The organism is Sphingomonas sp. 77B, from assembly GCF_056497825.1.
Genome location: NZ_JBWMBY010000001.1, coordinates 2,718,813 through 2,734,650, shown reverse-complemented (window position 1 = coordinate 2,734,650; position 15,838 = coordinate 2,718,813). Strand labels below are relative to the sequence as shown.

Sequence of the window (15,838 nt, the reverse complement as noted above, 5' to 3'; positions counted from 1 at the left end):
GAGTCTCACAGAGACTGTCGCCCACGGCCCTGCCCTCCCCCAGCCCAGTTTCAGGTAAACGATGCCCCGCATCGTTTAGGTCATGCCGGGGGCATGACCGACTTGAAACTCGCTTGCGGGAGGGGAGAAGAAGGAGAGGCGTCTTCGGCGATCAGATATCCAGCGCCCAGCCGTCGCGACCCTTGGGATCGAACGGCCCATTCGGCACGAACCGCTCCACCCCCGCGCGCAGCCGTAACACGCTCCAGTCGCCGCGCCGGTCGACCGTCTCCAGCGCGCACCCGCATGCCTCATAGGCCGCGACAACGTCTGCCCGCTGCGTCTCCAGCAGCCCCGCGAGCACCAGCGTCGCCCCCGGCCCGGCGATCGCGGCCAACTCCGGCGCCATCGAGATCAACGGCCCGGCCAGGATATTGGCGATCACCAGATCATAGGGCGACGCCGCCATGATCGGATCGGCCAGCGCCCCGTCGGCGACGATCAGTTCGACGCCGTCCACGCCGTTGATCGCGGCATTCTCAGCCGTCACGTCGATCGCAATCGGATCGATATCGGTCGCGACGACCTTGGCGTCCGGCCAGAGGTGACGGGCGGCGAAAGCGAGCAGGCCGGTGCCGGTGCCGACATCGATGGCGTTCATCACCGTACCCGAAGCCATCGCGTCGAGCATGGCGAGGCAGCCGCTGGTCGTCTCATGATGCCCGGTGCCGAAGGCGCGGCCCGCCGGGATATGGAAGCCGCGCAGCCCCTCCGGCACAACCTCGTCGCCGGTGTGGACGAAGAAGCGCCCGACCGAGAGTGGTTCGAGTCCCGCCTGGCTCATCGTCACCCAGTCCTGCGCAGGGACATGCTCGACCGTAGCGGGATGGTCGCCCGCGCTCGGCACCAGCGCGCGGATCGCCGCGATCGTGGCGGCATCCGGCTCCGCCTCGAAATAGGCGTCGAGCCGCCAATGCTCGCGGTCGTCCTCCACCTCCTCGGTGGTCATGATGACCGCCTCGATCGCAAGGTCATCGGCGGCGTCGATCGCCTCCGCCTCGTCGCGGGTGCAGGGCAGCGTCAGCCTCCAGCTGTCAGCGGACATAGCTGGCTCCATTCACGTCGAGGACCGCGCCAGTCATCGAGTGCGGCGCATCGGTGCACAGGAAACGGACGGTCGCGGCAACCTCTTCCGGCGAGGCGACGCGGCCCAGCGGAATGTCGGCGAGCAGCTTGTCGCCGCCCCGGCTCGCCAGATAGTCGTCGGCCATGCCGGTCATGGTGAAGCCCGGGCAGACCGCAAAGGCGAGGATGCCCTGCGCGGCATAGCCCCGCGCGATGGTCTTGGTCATCGCGACCATGCCGCCCTTGGATGCGGCATAATGCCAGTGCGCGGGCGAGTCGCCGCGATAGGCGGCGCGGCTGGCGATGTTGACGATGCGCCCGCCGACGCCCCGCTCCTGCCAGTGCAGCACCGCCAGGCGGCAGAGTTCGGCCGAGGCGGTCAGGTTGACCTGCATGGTCCGCGCCCAGCTGTCCGACCAGTCGTCGGCGTCGAGCGGACTGGCCTCGAAAATCCCGGCATTGTTTACTAGGATGTCGATCGCGCCGCCCGCCCGGTCGAGCGCTTCGGCCCAGAGCCGCGCGGGGGCAGCGGGATCGGACAGGTCGGCGGCGATACCGCTGCGCGTACCATGGCCCAGGACCTGCGTGTCGGGCAGATCGCCCAGGCTCGATGCGATGGCCGCGCCGATCCCTCGGCTGCTGCCCGTTACCAATATCGTCGTCATGCCCATGTCCGTGCCGGGCAAGGGCCGATGCGTCAACCGATTGGATCGATCCTCCCCGGCACGGGGAGGTGTCAGCGCCTCAGCGCTGACGGAGGGGGCCCGCTACACAAGGAATCCCTGGTGGCACGCCCCCCTCCACCATGCTGCGCATGGTCCCCCTCCCCGTACCGGGGAGGAATGGACTAGGCCGCAACCCGCGCGACGAACTGGCTGGCGCTGGTCTTCAGGTCGCCCAGTTGCGTGTCGAGATGGTCGAAGCCCCGCCCGACCCGGTCGATCTCCTGCGCGACATGTTCGGTATCCTGGCGGATCGCAGCGATGGTGTGCGACATCGAATCGGCAGCCAGCGCCGTTTCGTCGACGGCCGCGGTGATCGCGGTGACGGTCTGGGCCTGCGCCTCCATGGCGTGGCGGATCCGCTCGGCCGATATCTGCACCTCATGGACCGTCGCCTTGATCGAGGCATTGGTCTCGACCGTCGAGCGGGTCGCGGCCTGGATCGCGGCGATCTTGGTCGCGATGTCGTCGGTCGCGCGCGCGGTCTGGCTGGCGAGGCTCTTCACCTCCTGCGCGACGACCGCGAAGCCCCGGCCCGCATCACCCGCGCGTGCCGCCTCGATGGTGGCGTTGAGCGCGAGCAGGTTGGTCTGCCCGGCGATGTCGCGGATCAGGCCCAGGATCGACTCGATCGACTTGGCATGGTCGGACAGCATCTCCGACATGCCGACCGCCTGCCCCGCCTGATCGGCGGCCCGGTTGGCGACGTCGGCGGCCTGGTCGACCTCGGTACGGGCATCCTCGATCGCACGGATCAGCCCGGCGGCAGTCTGTGCGGCTTCGCGCATCGCGACGGCCGATTGTTCGGCGGCGGCGGCGACTTCGCTCGACTTGCCGAGCATCCCGCGCGTCGACAGCGAGGCTTCCTGCGCCTGACGCCGCAGATCGCGCCCCTCGACGCTGGCATTCTCGACCACCGAGGAGATGCCGTTGCGGAAATCACCCGCCAGCCGCTCGCGCTCGCGCTCGGCGCTCCATTCGCGAAAGCCCGCGAACAGCTCGACGGTCAGCTCGGTCTCCATGCCGAACAGACGCATCAGCGTGTCGATCATCGCCTCGCGCCGCGGATCGTCGACGGGAACCGTCTCCTGCAGCACCTTCAACGCCGCCCGGTCGCTGGCGCAGGACATGGCGAGCACCTCCATCGGCGGCACCCCGGCGGCATAGGCGGACACGACGGAACGCCCCAGCGACTCGACCCAGTCGCGCCCCGACAGATGACAGAAGCGGTTGCGCAGATAGGCGCGCCCGGCGGTCAGCTGCCGTTCGCGGTCCAGCTTGGTCCAGTCGGGCGCCGCCGGATTGGCGCTACGCCAGTGATTCCAATAGGCCTCGACCACCTCGTCGGCGCGCGCCTCTATGGCGGGCCAGAGATCGGTGGCCAGGCGGGTCAGCGTGCCGTCGCCCCCGTCGAAGGCGCGAATCCGCGCATCAAGATCGATCCCCGCCGTAATCTCCGTCGGCGGCGGCAGATCGGTCCTGGCAACAATATTTCCCCGTTCGGGCATAATGGCTCCCGCGTTCAGGCAATCGGAACGTGATGCGGGTGATTCTGCCGCGAAAAGCGTTAAAGCCGGGTTAGTCACCGGACGGGCCATGCCGCCATGACCGGCGCAGGGCCGCGAATCGCGCCTCGCGACTTGCATCCTGACGGCGTCTTCACCATAGGCATATCCGCAAACCAGCCCGACTTTAGACTGTTCGAGGATCTGCCCTTGGCCGCCCGCAACACCGCACGCCCGCTCTCCCCGCATCTCCAGATCTGGAAATGGGGTCCCAACATGCTGGTCTCCATCCTGCATCGTGCCACCGGCACGGGGCTGGCGACCGTGGGCGCGGCGCTTCTCGTCTGGTTCCTGGCGGCGGTCGCCGCGGGTCCCGAAAGCTATGCGACGTTCCGCGACGTCTTCACCACCGACTCGGGCAAGCTGAACATCCTGGGCTATGTCCTCGGCATCGGCCTGACCGCCTCGCTGTTCCAGCATCTGGCCAACGGCATCCGCCACCTGTTCATGGATGTCGGCGCCGGGTTCGAGCTGAAGTCGAACAAGCGCCAGGCGCAGGCGACCATTATCTTCGCCGTCGTGATGACGGTGGCCTTCTGGCTCTATCTGGGGATCAAGTGATGCGTTCCGGAACCGCGATCGGCCGCGTGCGCGGCCTGGGCTCGGCCAAGTCGGGCACCCATCACTGGCTCAACCAGCGCCTGACGGCGGGGTCGAACTTCCTGCTGGTCGTCTGGCTGATGATCTCGATCCTGCGCCAGCCGTCCTATGACTATGCCGCGATGCGGCTGTGGCTGTCCAACCCCTGGGCCGCCATCCCGATGGTCCTGCTGGTCGCCTCGATCTTCTATCACATGCGCCTGGGCCTTCAGGTCGTGATCGAGGATTATGAGCAGGACCAGAACCGGGTCGCGCTGCTCGTCGTCATGAACCTGTTCGTCTTCACGACCGCCGCCATCGCCATCTTTTCGATCCTCAAGATCGCCTTCGGAGCCGCTGCATAATGTCTGCTGCCGCCTACAAGATCATCGACCATACCTATGACGCCGTCGTTGTGGGTGCGGGCGGTTCGGGCCTGCGCGCCACCATGGGGATTGCAGAGGCCGGTCTGAAGACCGCCTGCATCACCAAGGTGTTCCCGACGCGCAGCCACACCGTCGCAGCGCAGGGCGGTATCGCCGCCTCGCTGGGCAATATGGGTCCCGACCACTGGACCTGGCACATGTACGACACCGTCAAGGGGTCGGACTGGCTGGGCGACCAGGACGCGATCGAATATCTGTGCCGCGAGGCGCCCGCCGCCGTGTACGAGCTGGAGCACGCCGGCGTGCCGTTCAGCCGCACCGAAGAGGGCAAGATCTATCAGCGCCCCTTCGGCGGCATGATGCAGAATATGGGCGAAGGCCCGCCCGCGCAGCGCACCTGCGCCGCGGCCGACCGTACCGGCCATGCCATGCTGCACGCGCTGTACCAGCAGTCGCTGAAGTATGACGCGGACTTCTTCATCGAATATTTCGCGCTCGACCTCATCATGGACGAGCAGGGCCAGTGCCGCGGCGTGATCGCTTTGTGCATGGAAGACGGCTCGATCCACCGGTTCCGCGCGCACAATGTCGTGCTGGCGACCGGCGGCTATGGCCGCTGCTATTTCTCGGCCACCTCGGCGCACACCTGCACGGGTGACGGCGGCGGCATGGTGCTGCGTGCGGGCCTGCCGCTCCAGGACATGGAGTTCGTTCAGTTCCACCCGACCGGCATCTATGGTGCTGGCGTCCTCATCACCGAGGGTGCGCGCGGTGAAGGCGGCTATCTGACCAACTCCGAGGGCGAGCGCTTCATGGAGCGCTATGCCCCGTCGGCCAAGGATCTCGCCAGCCGCGACGTCGTGTCGCGCTCGATGGCGATGGAAATCCGCGAAGGGCGCGGCGTCGGCAAGGAGGGGGATCATATCTACCTCCATCTCGACCATATCGACCCCAAGGTGCTGGCCGAGCGCCTGCCCGGCATCACCGAGACCGGCAAGATCTTCGCCGGTGTCGACCTGACCCGCCAGCCGCTGCCGGTCACGCCGACCGTCCACTATAATATGGGCGGCATTCCGACCAACTATCACGGCGAAGTCGTCCGCCTGAAGGACGGCAACCCGGACTCGGTCGTCCCCGGCCTGTTCGCGGTCGGCGAAGCGGCCTGCGTGTCGGTGCACGGCGCGAACCGCCTGGGCTCCAACTCGCTGATCGACCTCGTCGTGTTCGGCCGCGCGACCGGCCTGCGCATCAAGGACACGCTGAAGCCCGGCACGCCCCACGCGCCGCTGCCCCAGGGTTCGGAAGAGCTCGCGCTCAGCCGCCTGGACCACTTCCGCAACGCCGCCGGTGGCTCGACCACCGCGTCGGTGCGCAGCGAGATGCAGAAGACGATGCAGCGCCACTGCGCCGTGTTCCGCACCGACGAACTGCTGACCGAAGGTCGCCAGATGATCCGCGCCACCTATGACCGGATGAAGGACATCGGCATCAAGGATCGCTCGCTGATCTGGAACACCGATCTGGTCGAGACACTGGAGCTGGACAACCTCATCAGCCAGGCGGTCGTGACGATGGAATCGGCGCTGAACCGCAAGGAAAGCCGCGGCGCACACGTGAACGAGGACTTCCCCGATCGCGACGACGCCAACTGGATGAAGCACACCGTTGCGACCTTCGACGGCTGGGGCGGCCAGGGCGGCGGGGTCGCCATCGACTATCGCCCGGTCCACGACTACACGCTGACCGACGATATCGAGTATATCAAGCCGAAGAAGCGGGTGTACTGAGGCCCGGTTTACGGTTCGGAAAAGAGGGGCTGGCGAGCGATCGCCGGCCCCTTTTTCTTACCTTCTTTTTTCTTTCTCCCCTCCCGCAGGCGGGAGGGGCTGGGGGTGGGAAAGCCACAAGCGACATCCCCTGTGGAAAGAGCCCTCCCCCCATCCCCCTCCCGCCTGCGGGAGGGGGTGCGCCAAGCGGCGAGCGCCAGAATTGATCCGCACCGGCAGCCCCCTTCTTCTCCCCTCCCGCAAGCGGGAGGGGCCGGGGGAGGGAAAAGCCACAGGCGACTCAGCCTGCGGAGAGAACCCTCCCCCCATCCCCCTCCCGCCTGCGCGAGGGGGTACGCTTGGTGCGACGGTCGCCCTTCAAACTGTAATCATTTCGGCAGCGCAGCGGAACGCGAGCGGCGGGGATGGGTTCACTCGGCATGTCCGCATCCGCTATGCTTTCGCCCATGTCGGCCGACCTGCCCCCGCCCCCGCCCCGCCTGTCCGCGACGGACAGCCTGTTCCTCGACTTCGACGGCACATTGGTCGACCTCGCCGACAACCCGGAGGGAGTGCATGTCAGCCGCGAACTCGCCGACCGGCTCGACGCGCTTGCCGCGCACATGCCCGGCCGCCTTGCCATCGTCAGCGGCCGCTCGATCGCCCAGCTCGACGCGCTGTTCGGCCCGCAGGCCGAGCATTTCACGCTGGCGGGCAGCCACGGCGCCGAACGCCGCACCCCCGAGGACGGCCATAGCCAGCCCGAAAAGCCCGAGCATCTGGCCACCGCGACCGACGAGATGCGCGCGGTGGCCGAAGCCAACGACCTGTATTTCGAAACCAAGAGCTTCGGTGCGGGCCTCCACTATCGTCGCAACCCCGACGCGGAGCCGCTCGCCCTGCGAGAAGCCACCGCCATCGCCGAGCGCCACGGGCTGACCTTGCAACCGGGAAAGATGATGGTCGAGGTCCGCTTGCCCGGCGACAAGGGCCAGGCGATCGAGACGCTGATGCAGGCCCCCGCGATGCGAGGAACGGTCCCGATCTTCTTTGGCGACGATGTCACCGACGAGGACGGTTTCGAGGCCGCCGCCCGGCTCGGCGGCGCGGGCGTGCTGGTCGGCCCGATGCGCGACACCGCCGCCCGCTACCGCCTGCCCGATGTCGCCGCCGTCCATGAGTGGCTCGCCCAAGCGCTGGAGAATGCCAAGTAATGCAACAGGACATGAACCTCTGGCCGATCGGCAATTGCCAGGTTTCCGCGCTGATCGATTCGACCGGCCGCTTCGTCTGGGGCTGCGTGCCGCGCGTCGATGGCGACCCCGCCTTCTGCGCGCTGCTGGGCGATGGCGAGCCGGAGACCGGCTATTGGGCGATCGACCTGGAGGACCGGGTCTCGACCACCCAAGGTTACTTACGCAACACCCCGATCCTGGTCACGACCCATATGGACGACCGGGGCAACGGCATCGAGATCACCGATTTCTGCCCACGCTTCTCGCGCGAGGGGCGCGTCTATCGCCCGACCAGCTATGTGCGGATCGTGCGGCCGATCGGCTCTCCCCGTATCCGCATCGCGCTGCGCGTCGCGACCGACTGGGGCAATCCGACCGAGCGGACCCAGGGGTCGAATCATGTCCGCTATCTGATGACGCAACAGACGCTGCGCCTGTCGACCGATGCGCCGGTCGGCCATATCACCGCCGAACAATGGTTCCGCCTGGAACGCCCGATCCACATGTTCCTGGGGCCCGACGAGAGCTTTGCGGGCGTGCTGAGCGAGGCGTGCCGCGCCATGCTGGAGCGGACCACGCACGAATGGCATCACTGGGTGCGCGGTCTCGCCACGCCGGTCGAGTGGCAGGCGGTCGTCATCCGCGCCGCCATCACGCTGAAGCTGTGCCAGCATGAGGAAACCGGCGCGATCGTCGCCGCGCTGACCACCTCGCTGCCCGAACATGCTAATTCGGGCCGCAACTGGGACTATCGCTACTGCTGGATCCGGGACGCCTATTACACGGTGCAGGCGCTCAACCGGCTGGGTGCGCTCGACGTGCTGGAAGGGTATCTCGAATATCTTCGCAACATCGTTGATGCGGCGCGCGGCGGGCATATCCAGCCGCTCTACGGCGTCGGCGGCGAGGCGACCCTGGTCGAGCGGATCGAGGAGAAGCTCCCCGGCTACCGCGCCATGGGGCCGGTTCGGGTCGGCAACCAGGCCTATGAACAGATTCAGCACGACGCGTACGGCCAGATCGTGTTGTCGGACGTGCAGGCGTTCTTCGACACCCGCCTGTTCCGCATGTCGGGCGTCGAGGATTTCCACTCGCTCGAACGCGTCGGCGAGCGCGCCTGGGCCAAATACGACCAGCCGGACGCAGGCCTGTGGGAGCTGCGCACCAAGAGCCATGTCCACACCTACTCGGCGGCGATGTGCTGGGCGGCATGTGATCGACTCGCCAACGCCGCGCAGGCGCTGGGGCTGGAGGACCGGCGCGCCTTCTGGCAGGAGCGCGCCGACCTGATGCGCGAGACGATCGAGCAGGCGGCGTGGCGCCCCGAAACGCAGCGCATGTCGGCGACCTTTGGCGGCGACGACCTCGACGCCAGCATCATCCAGCTGCTCGACCTGCGCTTCCTGTCGCCCGACGATCCCCGCTTCCGCTCGACGCTCGACGCGGTCGAAAAGGGCCTGCGCCGGGGCAGCCACATGCTGCGCTATGCGACCGAGGACGACTTCGGCCTTCCCCATACCGCCTTCAATGTATGCACTTTTTGGCTGATCGAGGCGTTGTATGTTACCGGGCGTCACGAGGACGCCCGCGCGCTGTTCGAGGAGATGGTGGCGCGTTGCACCCCCGCCGGGCTTCTGTCCGAGGATATCGACCCGAATACGGGCGAGCTGTGGGGGAATTATCCGCAAACCTATTCGCTGGTCGGCCTCATCAACTGCGCCGTCCTGCTGAGTAAACCATGGAGTGCCGTGCGATGAGTCGCCTGATCGTCATCTCGAACCGGGTCCAGCCGCCCACCACCGGGCCGGGCGGAAATCAGGGCGGGCTGGCGGTCGCACTCCTCGCCGCTTTGCGCGAACAGGGCGGCATCTGGTTCGGCTGGTCGGGGGAGACCACCGACCAGTTCAGCGGCCATATCAACTTCCAGCAGGGCGGCGGCGTCACCACCGCGACCATCGACCTGGAAGAGCAGGATATCGACGAATATTATAACGGCTATGCCAACCGGACGCTGTGGCCGCTCTTCCACTACCGGATCGACCTGACCGAGTTCGAGCGCGACTTCGATTCGGGCTATGCGCGCGTCAATGAGCGTTTCGCCGAGACGGTGCAGCCGCTGATCGAGCCCGACGATCTGGTCTGGGTGCATGACTATCACCTAATTCCCCTGGGCCGCGACCTGCGCAAGCGGGGGTTCAAGAACCGGATGGGTTTCTTCCTGCACATCCCGTGGCCGCCGGTGCGGCTGCTGATGTCGCTGCCCAGCCATCGCAAGCTGGTCGAGTCGCTCTTCGCCTATGACGTGGTCGGCTTCCATACCGAGGACTGGCTCGACAGCTTCCGCGACTATGTGACCAAGGAGCTGGGCGGGACCCTCGGCGAGAATGGCGCGGTGACATGGAACGGCAAGACGATCCAGGCGATTCGCGCGCCGATCGGCATCGAGACCAAGGAGTTCGAGGAAGCCGCCAACGGCCATGACGCCCGTTTCGCGCGCGAACGCATGTATATGTCGGCGACGGGTCGCAGCCTGATCGTCGGCGTCGACCGGCTGGATTATTCCAAGGGGCTGGCCGAGCGGTTCCTGGGATACGAACGCTTCCTGGCGCAGCATCCGGAGCGGCGGGGTCTGGTCTATATGCTCCAGATCGCACCGCCCAGCCGCGAGAAGGTGAACACCTATCAGGAGATTCGCGCCAATCTCGATTCGCTGTCGGGGCGGATCAACGGTGAATATGCCGATATCGACTGGGTGCCGATCCGCTATGTGAACAAGGGCTTTCCCCGGCCGGTGCTCGCGGGCATCTATCGCGCGGCACGGATCGGACTGGTCACGCCCTTGCGCGACGGGATGAACCTGGTCGCCAAGGAATATGTCGCCGCGCAAGACCCGGAGGACCCCGGCGTGCTGATCCTGTCGCGCTTCGCCGGCGCGGCCGAGCAGTTGAAGGACGCCGTCCTCATCAACCCGTACAGCGCCGAGGAAATGTCCGACGCCATCGTCCAGGCACTCGCCATGCCGCGCGACGAGCGCATCCGGCGCTGGGAGAGCCTGATCGACAATGTCCGGCGTGAGGACGTGTTCTGGTGGTGCGAGCTATTCCTGGCGGCACTGCGTGGGGACGGGACGAAGGCGGAAGCCAAGGCGATCGAGGCGGCGGCCCACTAATCCTCCCCGGTACGGGGAGGTGGCAGGGCGTCAGCCCTGACGGAGGGGGCTTGCAACACAGGATTAGCCCAACGGCACGCCCCCTCCACCAGCCTGCGGCTGGTCCCCCTCCCCGTGCTGGGGAGGAGTGGAATGCTCCAACCGCCGCTTGGGCAATGCCTCGGGCATTTCCAACCGGATATACTCCAGCAGCCCTTCGCGAATCTCGCATCGCAGGTCGAACGCGGTCGAGGCATCGCGCGCGGTCATCAGCCCGCGCACCTCGATCGAGTCGGGCTTCACATCGGTCACCTGCATGTTGAAGAACCGCCGGTCCCAGCGCGTGCTCGCCTCGACCAGTTGCCCCATCTTCTCGCGCAGGCGGGGAATGTCCGCCGCCGGATCGAGATACCAGAAGACCGAACCCAGCAACTGGCTGGTCTCGCGCGTCCAGTTCTGGAAGCTGTTCTCCAGGAACTTGGCGACCGGCACGACCAGCCGCCGCTCGTCCCAGATGCGCACCACGACGAAGGTCAGGTGGATCTGCTCGATCCGCCCCCATTCGTTATCGATGATGACCACGTCGTCGAGGCGGATCGGCTCGGTAAAGGCCATCTGCACGCCCGCGATCAGGTTCTTCAGCGCAGGCTGCGCGGCGGCGCCGACGACCAGACCCGCAATACCCGCCGACGCCATCAGCGTGACGCCGATCGTGCGGATACCCGGTACGCTCAAGAGCATCAGGCAGACGGTCAGGAACACGATCAGGAAGATGCCGATCCGCCCCAATATCTGCGCGCGCGTCCGCTTTCGCCGGGCGCGCAGATTGTCCTCGACGCTGACATCGGCGCGCAGATAGACGACGCCCTGCAGCGCGCGCAGCCCCGCCACCGCCAGCCAGCCGAGCAGCGCGGGTACGCAAAAGCCCAGCACCTGCCGCCAGATTTCCCGCCCGTCGCTCGTCATCGGTACCAGCCGCATCGCGAAGCTGACCGCGATGGCGATTGCGACCCAGCGCAGCGGCTGGCGGACATGTTCGAGGACCAGGTCGTCGCTCTGGCTGGCCGTCCGCCGCGCGGCATGGCCCGCGATCCGCATCGCGATGGCATGCACCACCACCGCGATCAGGATCGCAACCGCGATGATCGTCACGTTTTGAAGCCACAGCCATTCGGCCGGAATGTCGAGCGATCGAAGCCAGCGCATGGGGAGCTAAAGGGTCAGGGGAGCGAAGGTTCCCGATTCCCGTGGCCTTCGACTTCGCTCAGGCTGAACGGAGGTTTGGAGTTAGACCTCCCCTAAACCGTGATGACGTTGCGTTGAACTAGGTCGGATCGACATTCAGCGTAACCATATCATGGCGGCGGCGAGATGTACGAAGCCGGTGAAGTGAGCAGTTCGGCGGTCGTAGCGGGTGGCGAAGCGGCGGAAATGTTTGAGGCGTCCGAAGCATCGCTCAATCTGGTTGCGGTGCCTGTAGATGTCGGCGTCGTGCGGGATTGCGACCTTGCGATTGCGTTTTGACGGGATGACAGCGGTGGCGTTCATGCCTGCGATCCGGTCACGCAAGTCGTTGCCGTCATAGGCTTTGTCGGCCAGCACCGCCACGGCGTGCTGACCTTCGAGCAGATCAGATGCGGAGGCGATGTCGCTGGCTTGCCCCGGCGTGATGCGGAACCGCACAGGGCGACCGAACGTGTCGGCGAGCATGTGAATCTTGGTTGTCAATCCACCTCGGGAACGCCCCAGCGCCTGATCCTTGGCCCCCCTTTTCCGGTCGCAGCCTGCTGGTGTGCTCGAACGATGGTGCTGTCGATCATCAGATACTGGTTGTCCCGGTCGGCCGTCAGCGCCTCGAACACCTGCTCCCAGACGCCGGCGTGGCACCAGCGGCTGAAACGCCGATGCACCGTCTTCCACTTGCCGTAGCGTTCCGGCAGGTCGCACCAGTGCGCTCCCGAGCGCAGCACCCACAAACATCCGTTTACGAACAATCGGTTATCTGAACCCGTTCGGCCGGGATCAGTCGTCTTGCCCGGAACCAGCGACGCAATCCGCGACCACTGCGCCTCGCTCAACTCGTAACGCTTGATCCCCATCACTCCCTCCGCGCTTTGACACGGAGGCCTATGAATCAGCCTGCAGCGGCTTTGGGAAGCCTGAATGTCGATCCGGCCTAAGGAGAGCCCCTCCCCTTCAGGGGAGGGGTTGGGGTGGGGCCTCGCCACAGACCGCACGTTTGCGGAAACGCCCTACCCCCGGCCCCTCCCCTGAAGGGGAGGGGTGAGGTAATCTCATATCATCATGCTCTAAACCCCGTTCAGCCTGAGCCCTTCGGCTGGCTGGCAAGCCAGCCGCTCAGGATAAACTTTGGCGCTTTGCGCCGAAGTCGAAGGCCACGCCCGAACCTCTCCCCAAGCGAAAAACGCCCCCCGACCGAAGCCGGAGGGCGTCTTCGTCAAACCCCGATCACCGCGCCGGACGCGCCGCCCCGGCGGGGGCAGGCGCCGGAGCCCCGGCAGGCGGCGGGGGCGGCGGGACCGGCGCGCCCTGCGGTGCCACACCATTCACCGGCGGGGGCGGCGGGGGCGGAGGCGTCATGCCCGGACCACCGGGACCACCGGGTGCGCAGCCACCCGGAGGAGGCGGAGGGGGCGCGCCCGGGCCACCCGGTGCGCCGGGTCCTCCCGGACCACCGGGGGGCGGAGGCGGCGGCGGGCCGTCGCCGCGCGGGCCGCCCGGACCACGCGGACCACCCGGCGGGGGCGGCGGCGGGCCGACGGGCACGACCGATCCGTTCGGATCGACCAGATACTGCGCGTGCATGATGCCGTCGTCATAGCGGCCCTGCACCATCACGTTGCTGCCGACCGAGGGCATGGCATCGCGGTTGCTGGCGACCATCGCGCGGCCGGTGCCGTCCTGCACCACGAAACGGTCGCCGAAGACTTCGGCCACCCGCCCCTTGGCGGTGACGACGCCGCTGGTCGACGCCAGCTTGGCGATCGGCGTCGGAATGGCCGGCGCCATGGTCACGGTCGGCCGGGTCATCGAGACGGCGGCGGCGCCACCGCCCGCGCCCAGCGCGATCAGGACGGCCGCAGCGGCGGCCAGCGGCGCCTTGCCCTGCAGATGGGGGAGTGGAATGCGAAAGCGAGACATTGTCGATCTCCTTGGTTGATGGAGATGCTTTTAGGTGATTCGCCCCGATGCCCGCTGAACCACGCGGTTCAGATTGGGTTTAGGCTATGCGACGATAGCCGGGCGCGGGGACATCAAGGGGACGACGAACACGTCATGCGGATTCTGCTGGTCGAGGACGATCCCGCGCTGGGCCCCGCCATCGCGCGCGCGCTGCGCGCCGAACAATGCGCGGTCGACCTGTTCGATCGCGGCATCGATGCGGGCCATGCGGGCGACACGGAAATCTATGACGCCGCCGTGCTGGACCTGGGCCTGCCCGACGGCGACGGCATGACCCTGCTCAAGGCATGGCGCGAGGCGGGGCGCGCCCTGCCCGTGCTGATCCTCACCGCGCGCGACGGCTGGTCGGACAAGGTGGCCGGGTTCAAGGCGGGGGCCGACGACTATCTGACCAAGCCCTTCCGCGTCGAGGAGTTGGTCATGCGGCTGCGCGCGCTGGTCCGCCGCGCGGCGGGCCATGCCCAGCCCCGCCTGACCTGCGGCCCCCTCTCCTTCGACAGCCAGACCGGGCAGTTCGAGCTGGACGGCCTGCCGCTGAAACTCACCGCGTTCGAATGGCGGGTCCTGTCGGCGCTGATGCTGCGCAAAGAGGCGGTCATCCCCCGGCTGGAACTGCTCGAGCGCGTGTACGAAGGCGATGCCGATGTCGATTCCAACAGCCTGGAGGTGATCGTCGGGCGGCTGCGCAAGAAGATCGGCGCCGACCTGATCGAGACGGTACGAGGGCTGGGCTATCGCCTGACCGCCGGAGAGGCGGCGTGAGACTTCCCCGGTCGATTCATGGCCGGATGATCCTGATTTCGGGCGCGGCGATCCTAGCGGCGCTGTTGCTGGCGGGTTGGGGGCTGGCGGGCGCGCTGGAGGGGATCGTGACGCGCGGGCTGGACCAGCGGCTCGATTCCGAGATCGCGGTGCTGGCATCGGCCGTCGACAAACAAGGCGCGGTGGATCGGGCCCGCATCGACCAGCGGCGCGGATTGCTGGAGCCCGAGCCCGGCTGGCGCTGGCGGATCGCGGGGCCGGACGGGGTGATCGGGTCGGGCGACTTCCCGCCGCTTGCCGCGCCGCATCCGCCGGGGCCTCCTGGTTCGGTCGGAGCCCCCCCGCCCCCCGGCTCACCGCCCGGTCCCGCCCCCATCGCGCCGCCGCGCCCGGCCGAAGGGCGCACCGAGCAAGGCGTCCGCGTTCATGCGCGCCAGATCGCCATCCCCTCGACACGCGGGACCGTGACGATCACCGCCGCCGCGCCACGCGCGGTCGTCGCACGGCCGATCCGCGCCGCGCTGGTGCCGCTGCTGGCGATGCTGGCGGGACTGGGCGTGTTGCTCGCCGCTGCCAGCCTGATCCAGTTGCGGCTCGGCCTGCGCCCGTTGCGGCGGCTGCGCGAACAGGTTGCCGCCATTCGCACCGGCGAGCGCACCCGCGTCGATGAGGAGCAACCTGCCGAGCTCCAGCCGCTCGCCATCGAGCTGAACGCGCTGACCGCCGACAGCGAACGTGCCCTGGCGGCGGCACGCGCATCGGCCGCCAACCTCGCCCACGCACTCAAGACGCCGGTGGCGACGTTGGCGCTCGACCTCGCGGGCGATCCACCCCGCGCCGCGCAGGTCGCGCGGATCGATGACACCATCCGGCACCACCTCGCCCGCGCGCGGGTGCAACTCGGCACCAGCCGCGCCGCGACCGCGCTGCGCCCGGCGATAGACGACCTCGCCCATGCCATTGCGCGCATCCACGCCGATCGGGGAATCGCCATCGTCACCGACATCGCCGACGATATGACCGTCGCGATGGACGCGCAGGATCTGGACGAGGTGACGGGCAATCTGGTCGACAATGCCGCCCGCCATGCCCGGACCCGGGTGCAGATCGCGGCGGCGGTCGAGGGACGGCAGATCCGGCTGAGCGTCACCGATGACGGCCCCGGCATCCCGGAGGCCGACCGGCTTCGCGCGACGCAGGCGGGCGCACGGCTGGACGAGCGGGGCGACGGGCACGGCTTCGGCCTCGCCATCGCGCGCGAACTGGCCGAACTGCATGGCGGCACGCTGATGCTGGACGAAGCGCCGGGCGGTGGCCTGTCCGCCACGGTCCTGTTGCCCCGCGCCGCACGACCCGAATAGTCAGGA

13 protein-coding genes and 1 pseudogene are annotated in these 15,838 nt (G+C 67.6%); 8 read left to right on the top strand and 6 right to left on the bottom strand.

Annotation, left to right across the window (positions count from 1 at the left end):
• Positions 1-151: 151 nt before the first annotated feature.
• From AC1GI4_RS12815 to AC1GI4_RS12805, 3 genes are all read right to left on the bottom strand, one after another.
• Positions 152-1,084: a 50S ribosomal protein L11 methyltransferase gene (locus AC1GI4_RS12815; RefSeq protein WP_479629756.1), complete on the bottom strand. Its 933-nt coding sequence runs from the start codon at positions 1,082-1,084 to the stop codon at positions 152-154.
• A complete protein-coding gene (locus tag AC1GI4_RS12810) occupies positions 1,074-1,769 on the bottom strand; it encodes an SDR family NAD(P)-dependent oxidoreductase (protein ID WP_479629755.1) in 696 nt (231 codons plus the stop codon). Before AC1GI4_RS12810 ends, AC1GI4_RS12815 begins: the two co-directional genes overlap by 11 nt.
• A 182-nt stretch (positions 1,770-1,951) precedes the next feature.
• Positions 1,952-3,334 carry a methyl-accepting chemotaxis protein gene (locus AC1GI4_RS12805; RefSeq protein ID WP_479629754.1) on the bottom strand — a complete coding sequence of 461 codons (1,383 nt, stop codon included), beginning with the start codon at positions 3,332-3,334 and terminating at the stop codon, positions 1,952-1,954.
• A gap of 189 nt (positions 3,335-3,523) precedes the next feature.
• Between AC1GI4_RS12805 and sdhC the strand changes: the two genes are divergently transcribed.
• From sdhC to AC1GI4_RS12775, 6 genes are all read left to right on the top strand, one after another.
• Complete coding sequence (gene sdhC / locus AC1GI4_RS12800; RefSeq protein WP_367113955.1) at positions 3,524-3,952, top strand: succinate dehydrogenase, cytochrome b556 subunit; 429 nt, start codon at positions 3,524-3,526, stop codon at positions 3,950-3,952.
• On the top strand, positions 3,952-4,335 hold the full coding sequence (sdhD, locus tag AC1GI4_RS12795) for a succinate dehydrogenase, hydrophobic membrane anchor protein (protein WP_479629753.1): 384 nt from the start codon (positions 3,952-3,954) through the stop codon (positions 4,333-4,335). The genes sdhC and sdhD overlap by 1 nt, the downstream gene beginning before the upstream one ends.
• Positions 4,335-6,143 (top strand): succinate dehydrogenase flavoprotein subunit, encoded by a 1,809-nt coding sequence (sdhA, locus tag AC1GI4_RS12790; protein ID WP_479629752.1) that lies wholly within the window; start codon positions 4,335-4,337, stop codon positions 6,141-6,143. Before sdhD ends, sdhA begins: the two co-directional genes overlap by 1 nt.
• 419 nt (positions 6,144-6,562) lie before the next feature.
• Positions 6,563-7,336 carry a trehalose-phosphatase gene (otsB, locus tag AC1GI4_RS12785; protein ID WP_433909005.1) on the top strand — a complete coding sequence of 258 codons (774 nt, stop codon included), beginning with the start codon at positions 6,563-6,565 and terminating at the stop codon, positions 7,334-7,336.
• Positions 7,336-9,114, top strand: coding sequence for a glycoside hydrolase family 15 protein (locus tag AC1GI4_RS12780; protein WP_479629751.1), 1,779 nt, complete (start codon positions 7,336-7,338; stop codon positions 9,112-9,114). The genes otsB and AC1GI4_RS12780 overlap by 1 nt, the downstream gene beginning before the upstream one ends.
• Positions 9,111-10,526 (top strand): alpha,alpha-trehalose-phosphate synthase (UDP-forming), encoded by a 1,416-nt coding sequence (locus tag AC1GI4_RS12775; protein ID WP_479629750.1) that lies wholly within the window; start codon positions 9,111-9,113, stop codon positions 10,524-10,526. Before AC1GI4_RS12780 ends, AC1GI4_RS12775 begins: the two co-directional genes overlap by 4 nt.
• A 63-nt stretch (positions 10,527-10,589) precedes the next feature.
• On the opposite strand, the gene AC1GI4_RS12770 is transcribed toward AC1GI4_RS12775, so the two are convergent.
• The 3 genes and pseudogenes from AC1GI4_RS12770 to AC1GI4_RS12760 form a co-directional block, all read right to left on the bottom strand.
• Positions 10,590-11,711, bottom strand: coding sequence for a mechanosensitive ion channel family protein (locus AC1GI4_RS12770; protein WP_479629749.1), 1,122 nt, complete (start codon positions 11,709-11,711; stop codon positions 10,590-10,592).
• A 135-nt stretch (positions 11,712-11,846) separates the two neighbouring features.
• Positions 11,847-12,604, bottom strand: a pseudogene (locus AC1GI4_RS12765) (IS5 family transposase).
• 370 nt (positions 12,605-12,974) lie between these two features.
• Complete coding sequence (locus tag AC1GI4_RS12760) at positions 12,975-13,667, bottom strand: hypothetical protein (RefSeq protein ID WP_479629748.1); 693 nt, start codon at positions 13,665-13,667, stop codon at positions 12,975-12,977.
• 135 nt (positions 13,668-13,802) lie between these two features.
• Here AC1GI4_RS12760 and AC1GI4_RS12755 point away from each other — a divergent pair, with 135 nt between their 5' ends.
• Both AC1GI4_RS12755 and AC1GI4_RS12750 read left to right on the top strand, forming a co-directional pair.
• Positions 13,803-14,471, top strand: a complete 669-nt coding sequence (locus AC1GI4_RS12755; RefSeq protein ID WP_294272331.1) for a response regulator — start codon at positions 13,803-13,805, stop codon at positions 14,469-14,471.
• Positions 14,468-15,832: an ATP-binding protein gene (locus AC1GI4_RS12750; protein WP_479629747.1), complete on the top strand. Its 1,365-nt coding sequence runs from the start codon at positions 14,468-14,470 to the stop codon at positions 15,830-15,832. Before AC1GI4_RS12755 ends, AC1GI4_RS12750 begins: the two co-directional genes overlap by 4 nt.
• The last annotated feature ends 6 nt before the right edge of the window (positions 15,833-15,838 follow it).

Coding starts and splice junctions, on each gene's coding strand:
- AC1GI4_RS12815 (WP_479629756.1), bottom strand. CDS start 1,084: ATGTCCGCTGACAGCTGGAGGCTGACGCTGCCCTGCACCCGCGACGAG.
- AC1GI4_RS12775 (WP_479629750.1), top strand. CDS start 9,111: ATGAGTCGCCTGATCGTCATCTCGAACCGGGTCCAGCCGCCCACCACC.
- sdhD (WP_479629753.1), top strand. CDS start 3,952: ATGCGTTCCGGAACCGCGATCGGCCGCGTGCGCGGCCTGGGCTCGGCC.
- AC1GI4_RS12810 (WP_479629755.1), bottom strand. CDS start 1,769: ATGACGACGATATTGGTAACGGGCAGCAGCCGAGGGATCGGCGCGGCC.
- AC1GI4_RS12780 (WP_479629751.1), top strand. CDS start 7,336: ATGCAACAGGACATGAACCTCTGGCCGATCGGCAATTGCCAGGTTTCC.
- AC1GI4_RS12805 (WP_479629754.1), bottom strand. CDS start 3,334: ATGCCCGAACGGGGAAATATTGTTGCCAGGACCGATCTGCCGCCGCCG.
- AC1GI4_RS12760 (WP_479629748.1), bottom strand. CDS start 13,667: ATGTCTCGCTTTCGCATTCCACTCCCCCATCTGCAGGGCAAGGCGCCG.
- AC1GI4_RS12770 (WP_479629749.1), bottom strand. CDS start 11,711: ATGCGCTGGCTTCGATCGCTCGACATTCCGGCCGAATGGCTGTGGCTT.
- AC1GI4_RS12755 (WP_294272331.1), top strand. CDS start 13,803: ATGCGGATTCTGCTGGTCGAGGACGATCCCGCGCTGGGCCCCGCCATC.
- otsB (WP_433909005.1), top strand. CDS start 6,563: ATGTCCGCATCCGCTATGCTTTCGCCCATGTCGGCCGACCTGCCCCCG.
- sdhA (WP_479629752.1), top strand. CDS start 4,335: ATGTCTGCTGCCGCCTACAAGATCATCGACCATACCTATGACGCCGTC.